The sequence below is a fragment of the Streptococcus suis genome, assembly GCF_019794615.1.
In the GTDB taxonomy this organism is placed as follows: Bacteria; Bacillota; Bacilli; order Lactobacillales; family Streptococcaceae; genus Streptococcus; species Streptococcus suis_AI.
In genome coordinates, this window is the sequence record NZ_JAIMDU010000022.1 from 1 (window position 1) to 21,974 (window position 21,974).

Annotated in this window: 21 protein-coding genes; 16 read left to right on the forward strand and 5 right to left on the reverse strand. The window is 40.0% G+C overall.

What is annotated here, in order from left to right:
• Positions 1–321 precede the first annotated feature (321 nt).
• Positions 322–1,407, reverse strand: coding sequence for a M24 family metallopeptidase (locus K6V43_RS07150; protein ID WP_222382440.1), 1,086 nt, complete (start codon positions 1,405–1,407; stop codon positions 322–324).
• Positions 1,408–1,612: 205 nt separating this feature from the next.
• Between K6V43_RS07150 and ccpA the strand changes: the two genes are divergently transcribed.
• The 6 genes from ccpA (at position 1,613) to thrS (ending at position 8,054) form a co-directional block, all read left to right on the forward strand.
• Positions 1,613–2,614, forward strand: coding sequence for a catabolite control protein A (gene ccpA / locus K6V43_RS07155; protein ID WP_105127495.1), 1,002 nt, complete (start codon positions 1,613–1,615; stop codon positions 2,612–2,614).
• Positions 2,615–2,729: 115 nt separating this feature from the next.
• Complete coding sequence (locus K6V43_RS07160; protein ID WP_222382442.1) at positions 2,730–3,773, forward strand: glycosyltransferase family 4 protein; 1,044 nt, start codon at positions 2,730–2,732, stop codon at positions 3,771–3,773.
• 20 nt (positions 3,774–3,793) lie between these two features.
• On the forward strand, positions 3,794–5,107 hold the full coding sequence (locus K6V43_RS07165) for a glycosyltransferase family 4 protein (RefSeq protein WP_024391251.1): 1,314 nt from the start codon (positions 3,794–3,796) through the stop codon (positions 5,105–5,107).
• A 14-nt stretch (positions 5,108–5,121) separates the two neighbouring features.
• Positions 5,122–5,496 (forward strand): hypothetical protein, encoded by a 375-nt coding sequence (locus tag K6V43_RS07170; protein WP_024391252.1) that lies wholly within the window; start codon positions 5,122–5,124, stop codon positions 5,494–5,496.
• 268 nt (positions 5,497–5,764) lie between these two features.
• Positions 5,765–6,091: a nucleoside triphosphate pyrophosphohydrolase family protein gene (locus tag K6V43_RS07175; RefSeq protein ID WP_419580009.1), complete on the forward strand. Its 327-nt coding sequence runs from the start codon at positions 5,765–5,767 to the stop codon at positions 6,089–6,091.
• 13 nt (positions 6,092–6,104) lie between these two features.
• Positions 6,105–8,054 carry a threonine--tRNA ligase gene (thrS, locus tag K6V43_RS07180; RefSeq protein ID WP_160864595.1) on the forward strand — a complete coding sequence of 650 codons (1,950 nt, stop codon included), beginning with the start codon at positions 6,105–6,107 and terminating at the stop codon, positions 8,052–8,054.
• Between the two features lie 71 nt (positions 8,055–8,125).
• On the opposite strand, the gene K6V43_RS07185 is transcribed toward thrS, so the two are convergent.
• Genes K6V43_RS07185 through K6V43_RS07200 form a run of 4 tightly spaced genes read right to left on the reverse strand, consistent with a single transcriptional unit; the run spans position 8,126 to position 11,123 of the window.
• Positions 8,126–8,785 (reverse strand): amino acid ABC transporter permease, encoded by a 660-nt coding sequence (locus K6V43_RS07185; protein WP_222382444.1) that lies wholly within the window; start codon positions 8,783–8,785, stop codon positions 8,126–8,128.
• A 14-nt stretch (positions 8,786–8,799) separates the two neighbouring features.
• Positions 8,800–9,498 carry an amino acid ABC transporter permease gene (locus tag K6V43_RS07190; protein WP_105127454.1) on the reverse strand — a complete coding sequence of 233 codons (699 nt, stop codon included), beginning with the start codon at positions 9,496–9,498 and terminating at the stop codon, positions 8,800–8,802.
• A 14-nt stretch (positions 9,499–9,512) separates the two neighbouring features.
• Entirely contained in the window at positions 9,513–10,352 is an 840-nt protein-coding gene (locus K6V43_RS07195) for a transporter substrate-binding domain-containing protein (RefSeq protein ID WP_222382446.1), read from the reverse strand.
• Between the two features lie 9 nt (positions 10,353–10,361).
• Positions 10,362–11,123 (reverse strand): amino acid ABC transporter ATP-binding protein, encoded by a 762-nt coding sequence (locus K6V43_RS07200; RefSeq protein ID WP_024391259.1) that lies wholly within the window; start codon positions 11,121–11,123, stop codon positions 10,362–10,364.
• Positions 11,124–11,313: 190 nt separating this feature from the next.
• On the opposite strand from K6V43_RS07200, the gene yycF reads away from it, so the two are divergent.
• From yycF to K6V43_RS07250, 10 genes are all read left to right on the forward strand, one after another.
• Positions 11,314–12,018, forward strand: coding sequence for a response regulator YycF (gene yycF / locus K6V43_RS07205; RefSeq protein ID WP_024396182.1), 705 nt, complete (start codon positions 11,314–11,316; stop codon positions 12,016–12,018).
• Complete coding sequence (vicK, locus tag K6V43_RS07210) at positions 12,011–13,360, forward strand: cell wall metabolism sensor histidine kinase VicK (protein ID WP_024396183.1); 1,350 nt, start codon at positions 12,011–12,013, stop codon at positions 13,358–13,360. Before yycF ends, vicK begins: the two co-directional genes overlap by 8 nt.
• A 6-nt stretch (positions 13,361–13,366) precedes the next feature.
• The gene (locus tag K6V43_RS07215) at positions 13,367–14,170 is read left to right on the forward strand and encodes an exodeoxyribonuclease WalJ (protein ID WP_024396184.1); all 804 of its coding nucleotides are present in this window, start codon (positions 13,367–13,369) and stop codon (positions 14,168–14,170) included.
• Positions 14,171–14,424: 254 nt separating this feature from the next.
• Entirely contained in the window at positions 14,425–15,810 is a 1,386-nt protein-coding gene (gene vga(F), locus K6V43_RS07220; protein ID WP_222382448.1) for an ABC-F type ribosomal protection protein Vga(F), read from the forward strand.
• 133 nt (positions 15,811–15,943) lie between these two features.
• Positions 15,944–17,974 (forward strand): penicillin-binding protein PBP2B, encoded by a 2,031-nt coding sequence (gene pbp2b, locus K6V43_RS07225; RefSeq protein WP_222382473.1) that lies wholly within the window; start codon positions 15,944–15,946, stop codon positions 17,972–17,974.
• Between the two features lie 9 nt (positions 17,975–17,983).
• Positions 17,984–18,580, forward strand: coding sequence for a recombination mediator RecR (gene recR, locus K6V43_RS07230; protein ID WP_222367300.1), 597 nt, complete (start codon positions 17,984–17,986; stop codon positions 18,578–18,580).
• 81 nt (positions 18,581–18,661) lie between these two features.
• Complete coding sequence (locus tag K6V43_RS07235) at positions 18,662–19,708, forward strand: D-alanine--D-alanine ligase (protein ID WP_222382450.1); 1,047 nt, start codon at positions 18,662–18,664, stop codon at positions 19,706–19,708.
• Positions 19,709–19,820: 112 nt separating this feature from the next.
• Complete coding sequence (locus K6V43_RS07240) at positions 19,821–20,201, forward strand: OsmC family protein (protein WP_172007383.1); 381 nt, start codon at positions 19,821–19,823, stop codon at positions 20,199–20,201.
• 1 nt (position 20,202) lies between these two features.
• The gene (locus tag K6V43_RS07245) at positions 20,203–21,279 is read left to right on the forward strand and encodes an ABC transporter permease (protein WP_222382452.1); all 1,077 of its coding nucleotides are present in this window, start codon (positions 20,203–20,205) and stop codon (positions 21,277–21,279) included.
• Positions 21,280–21,288: 9 nt separating this feature from the next.
• Positions 21,289–21,957, forward strand: a complete 669-nt coding sequence (locus tag K6V43_RS07250) for an ABC transporter ATP-binding protein (RefSeq protein WP_222382454.1) — start codon at positions 21,289–21,291, stop codon at positions 21,955–21,957.
• The last annotated feature ends 17 nt before the right edge of the window (positions 21,958–21,974 follow it).

Sequence of the window (21,974 nt, forward strand, 5' to 3'; positions counted from 1 at the left end):
TAAAAATATTAAACAGGAATTTATCGAAAATGGTAGAAAAGAAATTTATAAAAGGACTTATAAAGATTGATTATATAATATATGAAAAGCTATTATAAAAGACATTAGTATTAAATAGTTTAAAAAAATGAAAAATAATAAAGGCTTTCTTACAATTTTGTTAGACACGCATAAAAATAAATAAAGCATACGATTATGAAACTCTTCGGTAACATGATCGTATGCTTTTATTTTAATAATCGGCTTTAAAGCACTTCTATTTAACATCAAAAGGAACTGTTGCCAACGAGCTTTGAGGAGAGAAGAAACGATTGGTTCCCATTAACCTTCAAAATACAAGAGTTCTTTTGGTGTTTTTGTAAAGAGTTCAAATCCAGTTTCTGTGACATAACCGCAGTCTTCAATCCGGACACCAACTTTTCCTGGAATATAAATACCAGGTTCAACTGAGAAGCACATGCCTTCTTTGATAACCAGGTCGTTGCCTTCCATAATAGATGGAAATTCGTGAACACTCATGCCCAAACCATGTCCAAGACGGTGGTTGAAATATTCACCATAACCAGCTTTTTCAATCACTGATCGTGCGGCATAGTCAATTTCACTAGCGGTCACACCAGGCTTGATCATATTAACTGCAGCCATATGAGCCTCTAAAGTTAAGTTGTAAATATCCTGTTTAAACTGGTCTGGCTTACCGACAGCGACTGTGCGCGTCATATCGGAAGTATATCCCAAAGTTTCTACACCAAGGTCGAACAATAGCAGAGCGTCATTTTCGATTTTGTTTGTCGATGGAATTCCGTGAGGGTTAGCGGCATTATTTCCTGTTAAGACCATGGTATCAAAGCTCATTTTTGAAATGCCTTGTTTTTTCATTTCAAATTCAATCTGAGCAATGATATCCGTTTCTGTTACGTTGAGTGAGATATTATTAAAGCCAACTTGCATTGCTTTATCTGCAAATTCACCAGCAACCAACATTTTTTCTATTTCATCACGCGACTTGATCAATTTCATAGTATTGATTAATGGTGTAATATCAGAGAATGGTTGATTGAAGATGGATTGAAGACCATGATAACGTGTTAGGTTTAGGTTGTCAAATTCAGCACCAATCGCTGAGAAATGTTTTTGAGGAAGTTTATTTTTGATGATTTGCCATGGATTTTCTGAATCCATATATCCAGCGACTGGAAAATCAACGGTGGCAACTGCACGCTCCACATCCAAGGCAGGAAGGAACAGGAGTGATTCATGATCAGGCATGACAAAGAGCAACATATGGCGCTCATGTGGATCACTGAGGTAACCTGTCAGGTAATAAATGCTAATTGGATCTGAAAAGATTGCTAAATCTAATTTATTTGAATCGAGGTAATTTTGGACGTGTTGCAATTTTGACATGGCTTTTCCTTTCAAATTTGGTAATTATTTTGAAATTTTCTTTTATTATATTGACTATTGTTTCAAAAAATCAAAAAATTTGCAAGTACAAAGGAAAAAATTGCGATTTTCTCTTGAAAGTGGTTTCAAAAAATGATACACTATGATTGAGTGAAAGCGTAATTTTCATAGAAATTTGATTTAAGAAAGGAAGTATAAATAGATGATGAATACAGACGATACCGTGACGATTTATGACGTTGCGCGTGAAGCTGGTGTGTCAATGGCTACAGTCAGTCGTGTAGTCAATGGTAATAAAAATGTCAAGGAAAATACTCGTAAAAAGGTGTTAGAGGTGATTGATCGATTAGATTATCGCCCAAATGCTGTTGCGCGTGGTTTGGCAAGTAAAAAAACGACAACTGTGGGGGTTGTGATTCCAAATATTGCCAATGCCTACTTTGCAACCTTGGCTAAGGGTATTGATGACATTGCTGATATGTATAAGTATAATATCGTGTTGGCAAACAGTGATGAAAATGACGAGAAAGAAATTAATGTAGTCAATACATTGTTTTCTAAGCAAGTCGATGGTATTATCTTCATGGGCTATCATCTGACAGATAAGATTCGTGCAGAATTTTCGCGTTCACGCACTCCGATTGTATTAGCAGGTACTGTCGATTTGGAACACCAATTGCCAAGTGTCAATATTGACTACGCAGCTGCAAGTAGTGATGCAGTAAAATTACTTGCTAAAAATAACCAAAAGATTGCCTTTGTTTCAGGTCCATTGGTTGATGACATCAATGGGAAAGTTCGTTTTTCTGGTTACAAAGAAGGACTTCAAGCGAGTGGTTTAGAGTTTAATGAAGGTCTTGTCTTTGAATCAAAATACAAATATGAAGAAGGCTATGCCTTGGCGGAACGTGTCTTGAATGCGGGAGCAACTGCAGCATATGTTGCTGAAGATGAAATCGCTGCTGGTTTGTTAAATGGTATTAGTGATCGTGGTATAAAGGTTCCTGAAGAATTTGAAATCATTACAAGTGATGATTCACAGGTAACAAAATATACTCGTCCAAATCTGACGTCCATCAATCAACCAATCTACGATATCGGTGCAATTGCCATGCGTATGTTGACAAAAATTATGCACAAGGAAGAATTGGATAATCGCGAAGTTATCTTGAATCATGGTATCAAGGAACGTAAATCTACAAAATAAGGATTCAGAAGTCGAACGAATCAGTCGGCTTCTTTTTATTTTTTCAGAAATAGGTAAGGAATTTCCCTATCTGTTCGCGGTTTCACTATTTGAAAAAGTAGTGTATAATACATATATGAGTACAAAGAAATTAGTCATAAACATGTTAAGTTCTAGCGAAAAAGTAAAGGGACAAGGGGTATCAGGGGCCTATAGAGAACTGATGCACTTATTGCGAGAACGTGGAACAACTCAGCTAGACATTCAAGAAAAACTATTTGGTAAGGCGGATGTAACCCATTACCATACCATCGATCCTATCTTTTTTTTGACGACATTTTTCAAGAAAAGAACAGGGCGACGAGTTGGTTATGTGCATTTTCTTCCTGATACTCTTGAAGGTAGCTTACAAATTCCACGTTTTCTTGCTCCTCTTGTATCTTGGTATGTGATCACCTTTTATAATCGTATGGACCAGTTAGTGGTCGTCAATCCGAATTTCATAGATGATTTGGTGGAGTATGGAATTTCACGTGATAAAATTACTTATTTACCAAACTTTGTAAATCGTGATCAGTGGCATCCTCTTTCAACAGAAGAAGTGCAAGATGTTCGAAAACACTACGCAATTTCTCCAGAGCAATTTGTTGTATTAGGTGCAGGGCAAGTGCAGAGACGAAAAGGAATTGATGACTTTGCACAATTAGCAAGAGAATGTCCAGATGTGACCTTTGTTTGGGCAGGTGGTTTTTCATTTGGTAATATGACTGATGGACATGCAGAATACAAAAAATTAATGGAACAGCCTCCTAAAAATCTCGTTTTCACAGGGATAGTTGAAGCAGAAGAAATGCTAAAATTGTATAACATGGCTGATGTTTTCTTTTTACCTAGTTATAGCGAATTGTTCCCAATGACGATTTTAGAAGCAGCCAGTTGCGGTACAGCCATCATGTTGCGAGACATTGATTTGTACAAGGTTATTCTCGAGGGAATGTATTTGCCGGTAAAAAATATGGATGAAATGAAAACGGCTATAGAAACGTTGCAGAGTCAACCAAATCAGCTGGTTGAGTTGACAAATAAAGTGGGAGAGATTTCTAACTATTATTCTCCGGAAGCCTTACTTGAAAAGTGGCTTGCCTTTTACCAAGAGCAGGCTGATTTAGCTAAATCATAATACATAAAATGGGAGAAAGCATGCGGATTGGATTATTTACAGATACCTATTTTCCACAAGTTTCGGGTGTGGCAACTTCGATTCGAACTCTCAAAACTGAGCTTGAAAAATTAGGTCATACAGTATTTATTTTTACAACAACAGATGAGGGTGTCAATCGCTACGAGGATTGGGATATTATACGTATTCCAAGTGTTCCATTTTTCGCATTTAAAGACCGGCGAGTAGCCTATGCTGGTTTTACAGATGCCTTAAAGATAGCTAGTCGCTATAAGTTGGACTTGGTTCACACCCAGACAGAATTTACCTTAGGTATTCTAGGTAAGATGGTTGCAAAAGAACTACAAGTTCCTGTTGTGCATACCTATCATACTCAATATGAGGATTATGTACACTATATCGCTAAGGGACGGTTGATTCGTCCTGGAATGATAAAATATTTTGCTCGCTCGTTCCTGCATGATTTGGATGGTGTCATTTGCCCAAGTGAAATTGTTGAGGAACTATTGGTACGATACAATGTTCCTATTCCAAAAAGGGTCATACCAACAGGGATTGACTTGGCAAAATTTGACCGCCCTGAAATCTGTCCTTCGGACATTGAGGAATTAAGGGAACAACTGGGCATTGGACCGGATGAAACTATGTTACTCAGTCTATCTCGTATCTCACATGAAAAGAATATTCAGGCTGTTATTAAAGCAATGCCGAACATTTTGGCGGACAATCCAAAGGTAAAACTAGTTATTGTTGGTGGTGGGCCATATGAGACAGCTTTGCAGGATATGATTGTTGAATTGGGACTGACAGATTCTGTTCAGATGACGGGAATGGTTGCTCCAAGTGATACTGCTCTGTATTATAAAGCTGCCGATTTCTTTATTTCGGCTTCAACAAGTGAAACCCAAGGGTTGACCTTCTTAGAGAGCTTGGCAACGGGAACCCCCATTATCGCTCACTCGAATCCCTATTTGTCTAATGTTATCACTGATAAGATGTTTGGAACGCTATTTTTACATGAAGAGGAAATTTCAGATGCGGTTATTGAAGCAATTGTTATGACCCCTCCTATGAATCCTCATGTTTTGGAAAAAAAATTATATGAAATTTCCGCGACTAATTTCGGACGCAGAGTGTTTGAATACTATCTCGATTTGAAAATTTCATATGATTTCAGAAAACAGCATACAAATCAAGATAGTGTGGCTGAAGTATTGTTAAAAGAAGCCATTTATTTACCACGTAAAGCAGTAGTCAAATCAACAGATACCACAGCAAGGATACTAAAAAAATCTGTTGAACAGGTGAAGTCTATTCGGAATTTCTTTGATTAATTTGGAGGTTTCAAATGGAAAGATTACAAAAGGAAAGTTGCAAGAATCTGGCTATAGTTGCGCTTATTATACTTTTCATGTATGCAGGTATTTACTTGATTGCCTTTCATCTGATTAGTGACACCATGCTTTCTAAGGAGCTGGTGGTTGGGAATATATTACTCTATACACCCATTGTGTTATTCCTAACGGGTCTTCTTTATGGATTTTTTAATGGCTTTTCTCCTAGCCTTCTTGCCTTGGTATTGCTACTTTATCCTGTAACCATCTTCTTCTTTAGGGAATGGATTCTACTTTATCAGATTGTCTACACCTTATGTGCTCTGATTGGAAATGGGATAGGAGCTCTGCTATTTACCCAAAGGAAGAAAATGAAGAAAAATCCTTGAAAAATCAGGAAATCCTGTTATAATAGCTGTTAGAGACTTATCAATTCTAGGAAATCTTTGAGAGAGTGTGCGGTGGGTGCAAGCACATAGAGGATAGAATTGACACTACTCGGTATGATTTTATGCAAACATAAAAGGGTGGTTCCCTTATCGCCATTCTGAGGTAGTCAGGCTTTTTAGTTGGGCTACGAATGAAGGTGGAACCACGTTACGACGTCCTTTTGCGAGGATGTCGTATTTTCATTTTTGACAAAATAAGGAGATGAAGTTGACCAGCATTCCACAAGAAACGATTGACCGTTGCAAAACTATTCGCAAGGCTTACAGAGAGTTGGAGGTCAAGCACCACGACAAAGAGTGGTCTATTGAAGAGGACCTCTTGGCTTTGACTAACGATATTGGCAATATGAATCGTCTCATTATGACCAAGCAGGGTCGTTACTATGACGAAACGCCCTATACCTTGGAGCAGAAACTGGCTGAAAATATCTGGTGGTTGATCGCATTGGCTTACCGCCTCGATATCGATATTCAAAAAGAAATGGAAACCTTTTTAGCTCAAAAAGAAGAGTTATTAGGGATTAAAAATAAATAATAAGGAGATAACCATGATTAACATTACTTTCCCAGATGGTGCTGTTCGTGAGTACCAAGCTGGTGTGACTACTTTTGAAATTGCAGAGAGCATCAGCAAGTCTTTGGCGAAAAAGGCTCTTGCTGGTAAGTTCAATGGTAAATTGATTGACACTACTCGTGCCATTGAAGAGGACGGCTCGCTTGAAATCGTAACGCCCGATCATGAGGATGCCTTGGATATCTTGCGTCACTCAGCTGCCCACTTGTTTGCCCAAGCGGCTCGTCGTCTTTTCCCAGACATCAAGTTGGGGGTTGGTCCAGCTATTCAGGACGGTTTCTACTATGACACGGACAATGTGGCTGGCCAGATTTCAAATGAAGACCTACCACGCATTCAGGAAGAAATGATGAAGATTGTCAAAGAAAACTTCCCTTCCGAACGCCGTGAGGTGACCAAGGAAGAAGCTCTTGAGATTTTCAAAAATGATCCATACAAGTTGGAATTGATTCACGAGCACTCTGATGATGAGGGCGGTTTGACCATTTATACTCAGGGTGAATACGTTGACCTCTGCCGTGGCCCACACGTTCCGTCAACAGGTCGTATCCAGATTTTTGAATTGCTCAATGTGGCTGGTGCATACTGGCGTGGTAAGAGCGAAAATCCGATGATGCAACGTGTTTATGGTACAGCTTGGTTTGACAAGAAAGACCTCAAAGCATACCTGCAAATGCGTGAAGAGGCCAAAGAGCGTGACCACCGTAAACTTGGTAAGGAATTGGATCTTTTCATGATTAGCCAAGAGGTTGGTCAAGGTTTGCCATTCTGGTTGCCAAATGGAGCGACTATCCGTCGTACCTTGGAGCGTTACATCACAGACAAGGAATTGGCTTCAGGCTACCAGCACGTATATACGCCACCATTGGCTTCTGTTGAACTCTATAAGACTTCAGGTCACTGGGATCATTACCATGAAGATATGTTCCCAACTATGGACATGGGTGACGGTGAGGAGTTTGTGCTTCGTCCGATGAACTGCCCGCACCACATTCAAGTTTATAAAAACCATGTGCGTTCTTACCGCGAATTGCCAGTGCGTATCGCTGAGCTTGGTATGATGCACCGCTATGAAAAATCTGGTGCTCTTACTGGTTTGCAGCGTGTACGTGAGATGACTCTTAACGACGGTCATATTTTCGTGACACCTGAGCAAATCCAAGAAGAGTTCAAAAAAGCTCTCCAGTTGATTATCGATGTGTATGCTGATTTCAACCTAAACGACTACCGTTTCCGCCTATCTTATCGTGATCCAGAGGACAAAGAGAAGTACTATGACAACGATGAGATGTGGGAAAATGCCCAGCGTATGTTGAAGGGTGCCATGGATGAAATGGGCGTGGATTACTTTGAAGCAGAAGGTGAAGCGGCCTTCTACGGTCCAAAATTGGATATCCAGGTGAGAACTGCCCTTGGTAACGAGGAAACTCTGTCAACCATTCAGTTGGACTTCCTTTTGCCAGAACGCTTTGGTCTGACCTACATCGGTGCTGACGGCGAGGAGCACCGCCCAGTTATGATTCACCGCGGTGTTATCTCAACTATGGAACGCTTCACTGCCATCTTGATTGAAACCTACAAGGGTGCCTTCCCAACTTGGTTGGCTCCAACCCAAGTGACTATGATTCCAATCTCTGTGGAAGCTCACTTGGATTACGCTTGGAAGGTTGCAAAAGAATTGCAAGACCGTGGTGTTCGCGTACACGTGGATGAACGTAACGAGAAGATGCAGTACAAGATTCGTCAGAGTCAGACCAGCAAGATTCCATACCAGCTCATCGTCGGTGACAAGGAAATGGAAGACAATGCTGTCAACGTCCGTCGATACGGAAGCAAGGCAACGCAAACTCAGTCAGTGTCAGAATTTGTGGACCATATCTTAGCAGATATTGCCCGCAAGTCAAGACCAGCAGAAGAAGAATAAATAAAGCAAGAAGTCCGAATGGGCTTCTTTTTTGACAGCAAAAACTCCCAACCGACTGGCTGGGAGAAATCTTATTCTATACTGCTCGCCCAAGACTTTGCCACATAGCGTGACAGACTTGAAATGGCAAAGTTGATGATAAAGTAGATGAAAGCAACTATGAGGTAAAGGGCAAAGACTTGTTCTGCCTCAAAGTATCGTCCCATGAGGATTTGACTAGAACCAAAGAGTTCTTGCAGGGCGATAACGGAGTAGAGGAAACTAGTGTCCTTAATGACTGTTACAATCTGCGAGATGATGGCTGGCAACATCTTGCGAATGGCCTGTGGCATGATGATATAGACCATGATTTGTACTGGGGTAAAACCCTGTGACAAACCAGCTTCGGTCTGCCCAGGTCCAATGGCGTTGAGACCACCACGGATAATCTCGGCCATGGCTGCCGTGGTAAAAATAGTAAAAGCAGTAATACTAGCGGGTGTTGACTTCATTTGGAAGACTAGGAAAACTGTGAAAATCCACAGCAAGTTTGGTACATTACGCACAAATTCAATATAAATCGTTGCAATCCACTTGAAAATTGGATTTTTTCCGTTGCGCATGATGGCGAGAATCATTCCAAAAAGAATGGAGAGGATTACCGAAATGCTTGAGATATAGAGTGTTAACTTCAATCCACTCCACAAGAGTTGGAAGGTTGAAGGCTTGAGTAATTCTAAAATATAATTCATTTTTCAACCTCCTATTAGTGTGAATAGGCAGACTTATTCTTTTCTTCAATGCGTCGGCCCCAGCTTGCAACAGGGAAGCACATGATGAAGTAAAGAAAAGCAGCGCCAGCAAAGGCTGGGATGTAGTTGGCATTCATAGCGGACCAAGATTTTGTCATAAACATAATATCAGCTCCTGAAATGATGGCAACAGTCGCAGTATTTTTGATCAAGTTTACTACTTGGTTGGTCAAAGGTGGCAGAATGGTCGGAATGGCCTGTGGTAAGATGATGATCCGCATGGTTTCAGCCTGGGTAAATCCCTGTGAAAGTGCGGCTTCTGTTTGCCCAGTTGGCACAGCTTCAATCCCTGCACGAATGACCTCTGCGATATAGGCACCGTGATAGAGTCCCACGCAGATAACAGCTGTCCAGTAGATGGATGGCATGAGAACATAATTTGAAATTAGGGGAAGTCCATAATAAACAATCATGAACTGAACCAAAAGCGGCGTGTTCTGATAGTATTCAACATAGACACGTGCGATGATTTTTAAAATTTTGTTTTTACTTGAAGAGAGACTACCAAAGACAATTCCTAAAAACATGGCCATGATAAAGGCGCCGACAGAAATGGCTAAGGTAAAGAGAAAACCTTGGAAAAAGGTTGGAAAATCTTTGAAATAACTGACCCAATTCTCCCAAGCGTAAGGACTAGTTGTTAAAACTGTCATATTGTTTCACCTTTCTATTCGTCAGTTTCTGTGACTGGTTTGAGGCCATTGGCATCATAGATGGCTTGAAGACTACCATCAGCTGTCCATTCTTCAATTAAGCTATTTAAGTAGTCGTTAAGTTCCGTATTAGATAATTTAGTAGCGATACCGTAGTTTGAAGCGGAGAAACTATAGTCCATCAGTTGAGACTTGGAACTTACGTAGCCGGACAAAATGGATTGGTCAACTGAAAAAGCATCAATGCGATGTGCTCGTAAGGAAACAGATAACTCTGGATATGAACCTAACTCTGTGTAGCTAACATCAAGTCCGTATTTATCAGCAAGTTCAGAAATAAGTGTACGGGTATTGGAGCCTTGAGCAACGCCGATGTTTTTACCATCTAAATCCTCTATATCGTTTATGCCACTATCCTTATTTACTAAGAAACCAACTGCATCTGTGTAGTAAGGAATAGTGAAATTATAGAGGAGTTTCCGTTCATCAGTAATAGTAAATGTAGCGATTACCATATCTACTTGACCATTATCAAGTAGGGGGCCACGAGTTTGTGCTGTAACAGGTGTGAATTCAATATCAACGCCGAGTTCATCTGCAACCTTCCGTGCGATATCAATCTCCATACCTTCAAATTTATCCGTATCAGGATTTTTGTAACCGAAGTTTGGGACATCCTGTTTGACACCAACTCGGAGAACACCTCTCTCGATTATTGCCTGAACTTGGTCACTGTTCGATAATTCTGTAGGGGTATCTGTTTGCGCAATGGGCTGTTTAACTATGAATAGGAGTATGGCTACTAGGACTAGTAGTGGAAATGTCAGAAAGAGAGTACGATTCTTCTTTTTCATTGGTACCTCCTATAACTTAACCTTATCAGATTCGTGGTTGATGATCTTGCTGAGGAATTGCTTAGCTCTTGGTTCGGTTGGGTTTTCAAAGAATCCATTGACATCGGTCGTGTCTACCAAAACCTCTCCCTCAGCCATGAAGATAATGCGGTCAGCAACCTCACGTGCAAAGCCCATTTCATGCGTTACAACAATCATGTTCATCCCATCTCGCGCTAATTTTTGCATTACCGCTAAAACATCACCAATGGTTTCTGGATCGAGTGCAGAAGTTGGTTCATCAAACAACAAAAGTTCGGGTTGCATAGCCAATCCACGTGCAATTGCGACACGTTGTTTTTGTCCGCCAGATAGCATAGCAGGATAGGAATCTTTTCTATCCCAAAGGTTAACAAACTCGAGGTATTTTTGAGCAGTTTTTTCAGCAGTTGCCTTATCAATACCTAAGACCTTTGTCGGAGCTAGGGTAACGTTTTCTAAAACTGTCTTGTGTGGATAGAGATTAAAATGCTGGAAGACCATGCCGACTTCTTTACGTAAGGCAACTAATTCTTTGATGGACGTGGAAGAAATATCATGACCATTAACGACCAATTGACCTTCATCAATTGCTTCTAAACCATTGATAGTTCGGATGAGTGTCGATTTTCCTGAACCAGATGGTCCGAGCAATACGACAACCTGTCCAGGTTCAAATTCCAAGTTTATATTGCGTAAGGCGTGGTAGTCGCCGTAGTATTTATTTACATTTTTAAAATCTACTAATGCCATATGTATCTCCTTCAAGAAAAAATAGGGTATTAGCATCATATCATTGCAAACATTAAATGTCAAGTAAATTCAGACAATTTAATAAATGACATGTCATAAAACATAACATAAGATTATATGCATATCTTGTAAAATGAAATTTTTAAATAAGTTTGATATAATAGATAAAAGATTATAAAGGTAATAAAAAATGAAGAAAATTTTAATTGTTGATGATGAGAAACCAATCTCGGATATTATTAAGTTCAATATGACACGTGAAGGATATGAGGTAGTCACTGCGTTTGATGGACGTGAGGCGCTTGATATTTTTGAAACAGAGTTTCCAGACATTGTTATTTTAGATTTAATGCTTCCAGAAATAGATGGATTAGAAGTAGCACGGACGATTCGAAAAACAAGTAATGTTCCTATTTTAATGTTGTCAGCTAAAGATAGTGAGTTTGATAAAGTTATCGGGCTTGAAATTGGTGCGGATGACTACGTGACAAAGCCATTCTCAAACCGTGAATTACAGGCGCGTGTAAAAGCTCTTCTTCGTCGAAGTGAATTGGCTGAGACGCAAGGAGCAGTTGAATCATCTGGTACTCCAGAATTGGTGATAGGTGATTTGGTAATTGTTCCAGATGCTTTTGTAGCTAAGAAACATGGAAAAGAACTTGAACTAACACACCGTGAATTTGAATTATTGTATCATTTGGCCAAGCACATTGGGCAAGTCATGACACGAGAGCATCTACTTGAGACTGTTTGGGGATATGATTATTTTGGAGATGTACGTACTGTGGATGTGACAGTACGACGCTTGCGTGAAAAAATTGAAGACACTCCAAGTCGTCCAGAATACATCTTGACACGCAGGGGAGTAGGTTATTTTATAAAAGCTTATGATTAATCAATTACGCTATCTCATTACAACAGCTGAATTTTGGTTTGTTGTTATTTTGATTGGCTTTCTAATTGCATTGACAGTATTGTTGATAGAAAACTATCGTGACAATAAACAGATTCAATTACTCAATAAAAAGGTTGGCGCCTTGATAGATGGTAATTACTCTGATGTATTGGATTTGCGAGGAAGTCCAGAGATTACTGAAATGGCAAATTCACTGAATGATTTGTCAGAAGTAATCCGTTTAACGCACGATCACCTGGAACAAGAAAAAATCCGGCTCAGTTCCATTCTTTCCTACATGAGTGATGGAGTCATTGCTACAGATCGTATTGGCCGAATTATCATGGTCAATGATATGGCGCAGAAACAACTGGGGTTAAAAGATCATAAACAGGAGCAATATTTTTTACTTGATGTTCTAGAACTTCAAGACCAATATAGTCTGCGTGAGTTGTTATCTCAAACACCTGAAATCGTCTTAGAAAAAGTTAATGAGAATCAAGAATTTCTGACCTTGCGAGCTAATTTTGCAACGATTCGGAGTGAAAGTGGCCTCATATCGGGGTTAGTTGTTGTCCTACATGATATGACGGAACAGGCCAAAGAGGAACGTGAGCGCAGACTGTTTGTTTCTAATGTTAGTCACGAATTGCGTACACCGTTGACCTCGGTTAAATCATATTTGGAAGCTTTGGATGAGGGAGCTCTGACTGAATCGGTTGCCCCAAGTTTTGTCAAGGTATCCTTAGATGAAACCAACCGGATGATGCGGATGATTACAGATCTTTTAAGTTTATCTCGCATTGATAATCAGGTTGGAGAGATGGATGTAGAGCTAATCAACTTTACGGCTTTTGTCACTTTTATCTTGAATCGCTTTGACCAGATGAAGAATTCTGATGCTGGTAAGACCTACGCTATTATTCGTGATTACCAGATTAGTCCAATTTGGGTTGAAATTGATACTGATAAGATGACGCAGGTACTGGATAATATTTTGAATAATGCTATCAAGTATTCTCCAGATGGGGGAAACATTACCTTTAGTATGAAAACGACAGATAGTCAGCTAATTATTTCTATTTCAGATGAAGGTTTGGGAATTCCTAAAGCTGATTTGCCTAAAATATTTGATCGTTTCTATCGAGTAGATAAAGCGCGTTCGAGAGCCCAAGGTGGCACAGGTTTAGGTTTGGCGATTGCAAAAGAAATAGTAAAACAACACAAAGGTTTCATTTGGGCTAAAAGTGAGTATGGGCATGGTTCGACATTTACGATTGTCCTACCATATAGTAAGGATATTGCACTGGATGAGTGGGAAGAGGTTGCTGAGGAAGAATAGGAGAGTATGATCGGGACAGGTTTTAATTATAGTATTTTAGCATCAGGGTCTAGTGGAAATTGTTTTTATTTGGAAACGGATAAAAAGAAAATTTTAGTGGATGCAGGTTTATCGGGAAAAAAAATCACCAGCCTTTTGGCAGAAATTGACCGAAAACCAGAGGATATTGATGCCATATTAGTCACCCATGAGCATAGTGATCATATCCATGGCATAGGTGTGTTAGCGCGTAAGTATGGGATGGACATTTATGCCAATGAATTGACCTGGCAGGCTATGGAGAGCAAATTGGGCAAGATTGATGTGGCGCAAAAACATATCTTCGAATTGGGTGCTATGAAGACTTTTGGAGACTTGGATATTGAGTCATTTGGTGTTAGTCACGATGCCGCTTGTCCGCAGTTCTACCGCTTTATGAAGGATGATAAATCCTTTGTTATGTTGACGGATACTGGTTATGTCAGTGACCGCATGGTGGGTATTGTGGAAAATGCAGATGCCTATTTGATTGAATCCAATCATGATGTTGAAATCCTGCGTTCGGGTTCCTATTCTTGGAATTTGAAGCAACGGATTTTGTCGGATAAAGGGCATCTTTGTAACGAAGATGGTGCAGATGCCATGATTCGTTCGCTCGGAAATCGGACCAAGAAGATTTACCTAGGGCATTTATCAAAGGAAAATAATATCAAGGAACTGGCTCACATGACCATGGTTAACCAATTGGCACAAGCTGATTTAGGTGTAGGTACAGATTTTCAAATTTATGATACTTCGCCAGATACGGCGACTGTCTTGACCAAGATTTGACAAATTCATTTAACTTGTTTAGAATAAATATATAAAATACGTGAGGTGAAGTTACATGAATAATTAAGCTACTTATTAGTCGTTCTTAAAACTTGTGGTGAGGTTATATTAACCGATAATACTAGGGATAAGACTGCTCATAAGGGCTTACTATTCGTGTGACTTTTTCCATAGGGAAAGGTCATGTTTTGCATGGCTTTTTTCTTGTTCATTGAGCAGAATAGGGGCCCTTTTTGTGAAGAAAAGAGGTCTATATGGAAGTAATGAAATGTTTTCAATTAGAGAAGGAATTTGCGGGACGAAGTTTGTTTACAATCAAGCAGTTGAGCCTTCAAGCTGGTCAAAAGGTTGGTTTGGTTGGAAATAACGGTGTTGGCAAGTCTACTTTTTTGAAAATCTTACTGGGACTGGATAGGGATTTTGCTGGTCAGATTGAGGTAAAAGCAGACTGGGCTTATGTTCCCCAGCTACAGGAAAGGGGCTCGCTTTCAGGTGGGGAACAGGTTTGGAAGTCGATTCAAGAGGCTTTTGCCCAAAGACCACAGTTGTTAATCATGGATGAACCAACTGCCAATCTGGATCAAGAACACCAGGAAAAGCTAATCAAACAAATCAAACGCTATCGTGGCAGTCTACTGGTTGTAAGTCATGATCGGTATTTTCTCAATCAAATAGCCAGTCACATTTGGCATTTAGAAGAAGGAAGTATTCAGGTCTATACAGGGAATTACGAGGCGTTTGTAGAAAGTCGCCGGGCTAGGAGAGAAGGACAGCAGGAGGCTTATGAAGCCTATCAGAAAAAAGTCGCTCAACTAAAAAAAGCCCAACAAGAGCGTCAGGTCAAGGCTCAGAAGATGGGGAAGAAAAAGAAAGGTGTTTCATCGTCTGAGTGGAAAGTCAGTGCTATGATGGGTTCCTATGATAGTCAAGCCAAGTCAATGGCTAAGTCTGCTAAACAGTTAGAGAAAAGGATTGAGAGGTTGGAAAAGGTCAGTCAGCCCAGAAAGGAGGCGTGGGTGAAGATGGAAGCAAAAGGTGCTTTGGATACTGGTCTTCACAGCCTCTTTCGCTTACAGGCTGGTCAGCTCTGGATTAGGGAAAAGTATTTATTTGATTTCCCTCAGATAGGGATGACGTTTGGGGAGAAGTTAGCCTTAGTTGGGGCGAATGGTTCTGGGAAGACTAGTTTTGTCCAAAAATTATTAAGGAAAGAATTAGCAGGCTATTATAATCCTAAGTTAAAAATTGCTTATTTTGCACAGGATTTGATAAATCTTGATGAAGAAAAGACTGCTTTTGAAAATGTTAGTTGTACCTCTCTTCAAGATAAGATGACGATTCTCAATTTATTAGGTATGTTAGGACTTTCTTACGATAAGGCTCAGCAGAAGGTAGCAAATCTGTCTGGTGGTGAGCGTGTTCGTCTCTCCTTAGCTAAGGTATTGTTGGCGGATGCAAATCTTTTGATATTAGATGAACCGACAAATTTTCTAGATATGGCAGCTATTGAAGCTTTGGAAACATTCTTGAAGGAATATGAAGGAAGTGTCCTCTTGGTTTCCCATGATCAACAGTTTGTGGAAACATCTGTTCACAGTCAATGGGAGATAGTGCAAGCTTGTCTCGTGAAGAAATCATAAGAAAATATTTTCTGAAAAGGAGGCTCTGTCTAAAAAATATTTTTTGCCTGTGGTATAATAAGAAGAATATTTCTAGAATGAGGTTTGTCTTTTGAAAAAAAAGAATCATCAATCAACTGGTAATGCAAGAAATATGATTCCAATTCGATTAAATATTTTATTTGGAGTCGTCATTTTATTATTTACAGTGCTGATTGTCCGGTTGGCAGATATGCAGATTGTGAATCATGATTTTTATAGTAATAAATTAGCAACTGCTAGTCAGAAAGTAGTCACTAAAAGTTCTGTTCGAGGACTGATTTACGATGCTAAAGGAAAGCCTTTGGTTGAAAATCAGATACAACAAGTAGTGTCCTTTACTCGCTCTAATAAAATGACTGCTGAGGAAATGAAGCAAGTTGCTAAAAATTTACTTCAATGGGTCACAGTTTCGGATGTTAGTGTTTCAGATCGGGATAAAGCTGATTATTATCTAGCTGATCAAGATGTATACAAGGAAGTAGTGAGCAACCTTCCGGATGATCAGCGCTATGATGCAGACGGCAATTATTTAAGTGAGTCAGAGATTTATACAAATGCTGTTGCTAGTTTAACACCAGAACAGTTGAACTACTCTGATGAAGAGTTGAAAGCAATTGAACTATTTACTCAGATGAATGCCGCTTCCTATTTTGAAACAGTTAATCTTGTCACAGACAGCCTTACGGCTGAACAAGTGGCTTTGATTGTAGCAAATTCTGACCAACTTGAAGGAATCTCAACTACAAATAACTGGCAACGGAGTATTCTAGATACTTCACTTAGCTCAATTATTGGTACTGTAACAAGTGAACAAGCAGGTTTACCAGCTGAGGATGCCGATTATTATTTGTCAAAAGGATATTCTGCGAATGACCGCGTGGGAACTGCCTATCTTGAAAAACAGTATGAAGAAGTCTTGCAAGGTCAACGAGAGAAGAAAGAAATTAATTTAGATAGAAATGGTAACGTCGAGAGTATTCAGACTGTTCAAGAAGGACAACAAGGAAACAATATTAAACTAACCATTGATTTAGCCTTCCAAGATGGAGTCAATGCTATTTTGAAAAAATACTTTGAAAGTGAGCTGGCTACTGGTAGTGCACTTTACTCGGAAGGAGTTTATGCAGTCGCATTGGAACCTTCAACAGGTGCGGTGCTTGCCATGTCTGGATACAGTCATGAAAAAGGAGCAGGTAGCATAACAGAAGATGCTCTTGGAACTATCACAAGCGTCTTTACACCAGGTTCTATTGTCAAGGGTGCAACTATTTCATCTGGTTGGGAGAATGGCATTATCTCAGGAAATCAGGTATTATTAGATGAACCGATTTATTTTGCAGGTTCAGCACCAATTACATCTTGGTGGGCCTATGGTAGTTTTAATATTGATGTTACACAGGCGTTAGAATATTCTTCAAACGTTTACATGGTAAAAATTGCTTTGGGGTTATTAGGTCAAACCTATTCGCCAAATATGTTTTTGAACGATGGCGATACATTGACAAATGCCATGACTAAGCTTCGTTCGACTTTTGCAGAGTATGGTTTAGGTGCGTCAACAGGAATTGACTTACCACTTGAATCAACAGGTTTCTTACCAGAAGAATATTCCACCGCAAACTTTATTATGAATGCATTTGGACAGTTTGATAACTATACACCGATGCAGATGGCTCAATATGTAGCGACAGTAGCAAATAATGGAAAAAGGATTTCTCCTCATCTTGTAGAAGGTATCTATGGAAATAATCCCCAAGGTGGATTGGGAGATTTGATTGAAACAGTTTCTGGTAAAGAGATGAATCAAGTCAATATTTCAGCTGATGAAATGGCTCTCCTTCGTCAAGGATTTTATCAACTTGTAAATGGTGGAGGACGATTTAATACAGGTAGTGCTATCGGTCGTGGTGCGGCCGTGACCATCAGTGCCAAGACTGGTACTGCCGAAACTTATACTACAACTCCTTCAGGTGAAGTGGTAACGGCGATCAACACCAACGTTGTTGCTTATGCGCCGAGCGATAATCCCCAGATTGCGGTTTCGGTGGTTCTTCCGAATTTGACGGACCAGTCATCTACGACGACTAAGGCGATTACGCGTGATATTATCAATTTATACAATTCACTCTATCCTATGAATTAAAGGAGAATTATGCTGTACCCAACCCCGATTGCTCGGTTGATTGATAGCTATTCAAAGTTACCGGGAATTGGTATCAAAACCGCAACTCGTTTGGCTTTTTATACGATTGGTATGGAGGACGATGTGGTCAATGAATTTGCTAAAAATTTATTGGCTGCCAAGCGGGATTTGACCTATTGTTCGATTTGTGGAAATTTGACCGACCAAGATCCTTGCGGTATTTGTCAAGATAGCAGTCGTGATCAGTCGACCATTTTAATTGTAGAAGACAGTCGAGATGTGACAGCCTTGGAAAATATCCAAGAATACCACGGTCTTTACCATGTCTTGCATGGCTTGATTTCCCCGATGAATGGCATTGGACCAGACGATATTAACTTAAAGACCTTGCTAACTCGTTTGATGGAAAATGAAGTGACAGAAGTCATTGTAGCGACAAATGCAACAGCAGATGGTGAAGCGACATCCATGTACATCTCACGTGTCCTAAAGCCAGCAGGTATCAAGGTTACTCGCCTGGCAAGAGGATTGGCAGTCGGAAGTGACATTGAATACGCAGATGAAGTCACCCTCCTTCGTGCCATTGAGAATAGGACAGAATTATAGTTTAGGAGACCTTGGTCCGCCCATCAGATAAAAAATATGCTATACTAACTATAGTTGTTTTGAATTAGAAAAGGAAAGTATATGACAAAAGAAACTTTAATTTTACTATATGGTGGTCGTTCAGCAGAACGCGAAGTATCCGTTTTATCAGCTGAGAGCGTCATGCGTGCCATCAATTATGATAAATTCTTTGTAAAAACCTATTTCATCACGCAAGCTGGTGACTTTGTGAAGACCCAAGAATTTTCTCAAACACCAGCTGCTGATGAAAAATTGATGACCAATGCGACGATTATTGAAGAGCAAAAAATCCGTCCGAGCGATATTTATGAAGAAAATGCAGTTGTTTTCCCTGTCCTTCATGGACCGATGGGGGAAGATGGCTCGATTCAAGGCTTCTTGGAAGTTCTTCGTATGCCGTATGTTGGCACCAATATCTTGTCTTCCAGCGTTGCTATGGACAAAATCACTACCAAGCGCGTTCTTGAATCAGCAGGAATCTCCCAAGTACCTTATGTGGCAGTTATCGAGGGTGAAAATATCGATGATAAGATTGCAGAGATTGAAGGAAAATTGACTTATCCGGTCTTTGTAAAACCAGCTAATATGGGGTCAAGTGTCGGTATCTCAAAAGCTGAGGATTTAGCTGGCTTGCGTAAGGCACTTGAGCTGGCCTTCAAGTATGACAGCCGTGTCCTCGTTGAGCAGGGTGTTAATGCGCGTGAGATTGAGGTTGGTCTTTTGGGAAATGCTGACGTGAAAACGACACTTCCTGGTGAAGTAGTCAAAGACGTTGCCTTTTATGACTATGATGCCAAGTACATTGATAACAAAATCACAATGGATATCCCAGCCAAAATTGACGAATCAATTATGGATATCATGCGAGAAAATGCTGCCAAGGCCTTTCGTGCAATCGGTGGTTGTGGACTTTCTCGCTGTGATTTCTTCTTGACAGAAGTCGGCGACATCTTCCTCAACGAGCTCAACACCATGCCAGGTTTTACCCAGTGGTCTATGTATCCACTCCTTTGGGATAATATGGGCCTAGCTTACCCAGACTTGATTGAAGAGCTTGTTCGATTGGCCAAAGAAATGTTTGAAAAACGGGAAAGTCATTTAATATAAAACAAGGAAAAGATTGGAAACTTTACCAATCTTTTTTTATTTCATTTTCTAAATCTTTTTCTTGCAAAGGGTTGTAAAAAGGAATAAAATGGAACAAGTTCTGGAGGTGTTTATGTATCAAACGACAGTAAAAGGGAAAGGTCTGTTTCAGGCAATTTCTCAAGGTTATGGTGAACCGGTTCATACCTTTGGTGTGACGAAGAAGGGGGAGACTCCCGTTAGTCTAGTGAACATTGGCTTAGCTGCCTGCGTCACCATGTGTGTCCAGGGTTACTATGCCAGCCAAGAAGGCAATAAAACTATGCCTGTTCAGGTGGAGAGTCGCTTGGAAAATCAGCGTTTTGAGGTGTTGATTGGAATTGGTGAGTCGGTTTCAGCGCAGAAGCAGAAAGAGATTCTTGCCTACGTTGAACAAAAGTGTAAAGTTAAAGCTCTTTTAAAAGAAAGTATTATATTTGAGACAAAATTTTATGTCTTAGAAAGTGTGGAGTAAGATGTTTTTAGCAATTGAAGAGATGCGGCAGAATAAGCTGCGTTATGGCTTGATTTTAGGATTGTTAATCCTAATTTCCTACCTTGTTTTTTTCCTGACTGGTTTGGCTTATGGTCTCATGCAGGAAAATAGAACAGCAGTTGATAAATGGCAGGCAGATTATGTCTTGCTTAATTCAGAAAGCAATCGCCTGATTACAGCATCAAAAATTGATACAGACTTGCTTGACCAGGTGGACGCTAGTAACAAAGCCTTGATTCGCCAACAGGCAGGAGTTTCCTATGTGGATGAAAATGCCAGTTCAGACGAAAAAGAAAAGGTAAACATCTTTGCCGTTGAGTCAAATAGTTTTATCGTTCCAAATATTGTTGAAGGTCGTTTGTATGAAAAAACGGGAGAAGTCGTTGTAGACAAAACCTTGTCAGAGGTAGAAGGTTTTGGAATTGGAGATCAAATCTATCTGTCAGGTTCTGATGAAAAAGTGACTATTGTTGGGTATACAGATAATGCTTATTTTGGCGTGGCACCTGTCGTTTATATGGATTTTGATGCATTTTCAGAATTAATGCAAGCAGATAAGCAACAGGCAGCTACTAGTAGTCTGGCCAGTGCCATTGTCATTCGTGGAGATGCCTCCTCAGTACCGGATGAGTTGGAAAAAGTTGCCATTGCAGATTTCATAGAAAATCTGCCAGGATATAAGGCACAAAATATGACCTTTGGCTTTATGATAGGATTCCTGATTGTCATCTCAGCCATTGTTATTGGTATTTTTATCTTTGTTTTGACAACACAGAAATCTCCGATTTTTGGTTTGATGAAAATTCAAGGTCTTTCAAATGGCTATATCTCAGGTTCTGTACTGGCTCAAACCTTCCTTCTGGCTGGTGTGGGAACTGTTTTTGGATTGGCTGGAACGTATTTGTCATCCCTTGTCTTGCCAAGCGCTGTGCCATTTGAAAATAACTGGACCTTCTATATCGCAATCGGTCTAGCTCTTGTTGTATTTGCCCTATTAGGTGCTAGTTTCTCTGTACGTTCTATCTTTAAGGTAGATCCATTACAAAATTTATCTTAGGAGGTTGTTATGAAAACACTTATTTTTGAAAATATTAGTAAAACCTTCCAAGACGGTAGTCAAACTATTACAGCTCTTAAACCGACTAATTTTAGTATTGAAGAAGGCGAGTTTGTCGCAATCATCGGACCGTCCGGGTCTGGTAAATCAACATTTTTGACCTTGGCAGGAGGTCTACAAACACCAACAACTGGTCGTGTGTTAATCAATCAATCAGACTACTCTGATCTACCAGAAAAGAAACGTGCTCAACTACGCTATAAGGATATTGGTTTTGTCTTGCAGGCTTCTAATTTGATTCCATTTTTAACTGTCGAAAAACAATTAACCTTGGTTGATAAGGTAAATAAGAAAGCTGAACCGAGCAAGCGAAACGAACTCCTATCTGAATTGGGTGTGGACCATCTCAAAAACAAGTTCCCTAAGGATTTATCAGGCGGAGAACGACAGCGGGTAGCAATTGCGCGTGCACTCTACAATGATCCAGCCTTGATTCTTGCTGATGAACCGACAGCCAGCCTAGATAGTAACCGGGCCTTTGAAGTAGTGGAACTTCTAGCTAAAGAAGCAAAGGAACGAAATAAATCCATCATCATGGTGACACATGACCAGCGCATGATAGAAAAATGCGATAAGGTATATGAGATGAAAGATGGTGTCCTCACGCAAGTTCGCTAAAAAGTGGTATAATAGAA

What these genes read in the sequence shown, in the direction of transcription:
- K6V43_RS07150 (WP_222382440.1), bottom strand. Translation starts at nt 1,407, where the DNA reads ATGTCAAAATTGCAACACGTCCAAAATTACCTCGATTCAAATAAATTA.
- ccpA (WP_105127495.1), top strand. Translation starts at nt 1,613, where the DNA reads ATGAATACAGACGATACCGTGACGATTTATGACGTTGCGCGTGAAGCT.
- K6V43_RS07160 (WP_222382442.1), top strand. Translation starts at nt 2,730, where the DNA reads ATGAGTACAAAGAAATTAGTCATAAACATGTTAAGTTCTAGCGAAAAA.
- K6V43_RS07165 (WP_024391251.1), top strand. Translation starts at nt 3,794, where the DNA reads ATGCGGATTGGATTATTTACAGATACCTATTTTCCACAAGTTTCGGGT.
- K6V43_RS07170 (WP_024391252.1), top strand. Translation starts at nt 5,122, where the DNA reads ATGGAAAGATTACAAAAGGAAAGTTGCAAGAATCTGGCTATAGTTGCG.
- thrS (WP_160864595.1), top strand. Translation starts at nt 6,105, where the DNA reads ATGATTAACATTACTTTCCCAGATGGTGCTGTTCGTGAGTACCAAGCT.
- K6V43_RS07185 (WP_222382444.1), bottom strand. Translation starts at nt 8,785, where the DNA reads ATGAATTATATTTTAGAATTACTCAAGCCTTCAACCTTCCAACTCTTG.
- K6V43_RS07190 (WP_105127454.1), bottom strand. Translation starts at nt 9,498, where the DNA reads ATGACAGTTTTAACAACTAGTCCTTACGCTTGGGAGAATTGGGTCAGT.
- K6V43_RS07195 (WP_222382446.1), bottom strand. Translation starts at nt 10,352, where the DNA reads ATGAAAAAGAAGAATCGTACTCTCTTTCTGACATTTCCACTACTAGTC.
- K6V43_RS07200 (WP_024391259.1), bottom strand. Translation starts at nt 11,123, where the DNA reads ATGGCATTAGTAGATTTTAAAAATGTAAATAAATACTACGGCGACTAC.
- yycF (WP_024396182.1), top strand. Translation starts at nt 11,314, where the DNA reads ATGAAGAAAATTTTAATTGTTGATGATGAGAAACCAATCTCGGATATT.
- vicK (WP_024396183.1), top strand. Translation starts at nt 12,011, where the DNA reads ATGATTAATCAATTACGCTATCTCATTACAACAGCTGAATTTTGGTTT.
- K6V43_RS07215 (WP_024396184.1), top strand. Translation starts at nt 13,367, where the DNA reads ATGATCGGGACAGGTTTTAATTATAGTATTTTAGCATCAGGGTCTAGT.
- pbp2b (WP_222382473.1), top strand. Translation starts at nt 15,944, where the DNA reads ATGATTCCAATTCGATTAAATATTTTATTTGGAGTCGTCATTTTATTA.
- recR (WP_222367300.1), top strand. Translation starts at nt 17,984, where the DNA reads ATGCTGTACCCAACCCCGATTGCTCGGTTGATTGATAGCTATTCAAAG.
- K6V43_RS07235 (WP_222382450.1), top strand. Translation starts at nt 18,662, where the DNA reads ATGACAAAAGAAACTTTAATTTTACTATATGGTGGTCGTTCAGCAGAA.
- K6V43_RS07240 (WP_172007383.1), top strand. Translation starts at nt 19,821, where the DNA reads ATGTATCAAACGACAGTAAAAGGGAAAGGTCTGTTTCAGGCAATTTCT.
- K6V43_RS07245 (WP_222382452.1), top strand. Translation starts at nt 20,203, where the DNA reads ATGTTTTTAGCAATTGAAGAGATGCGGCAGAATAAGCTGCGTTATGGC.
- K6V43_RS07250 (WP_222382454.1), top strand. Translation starts at nt 21,289, where the DNA reads ATGAAAACACTTATTTTTGAAAATATTAGTAAAACCTTCCAAGACGGT.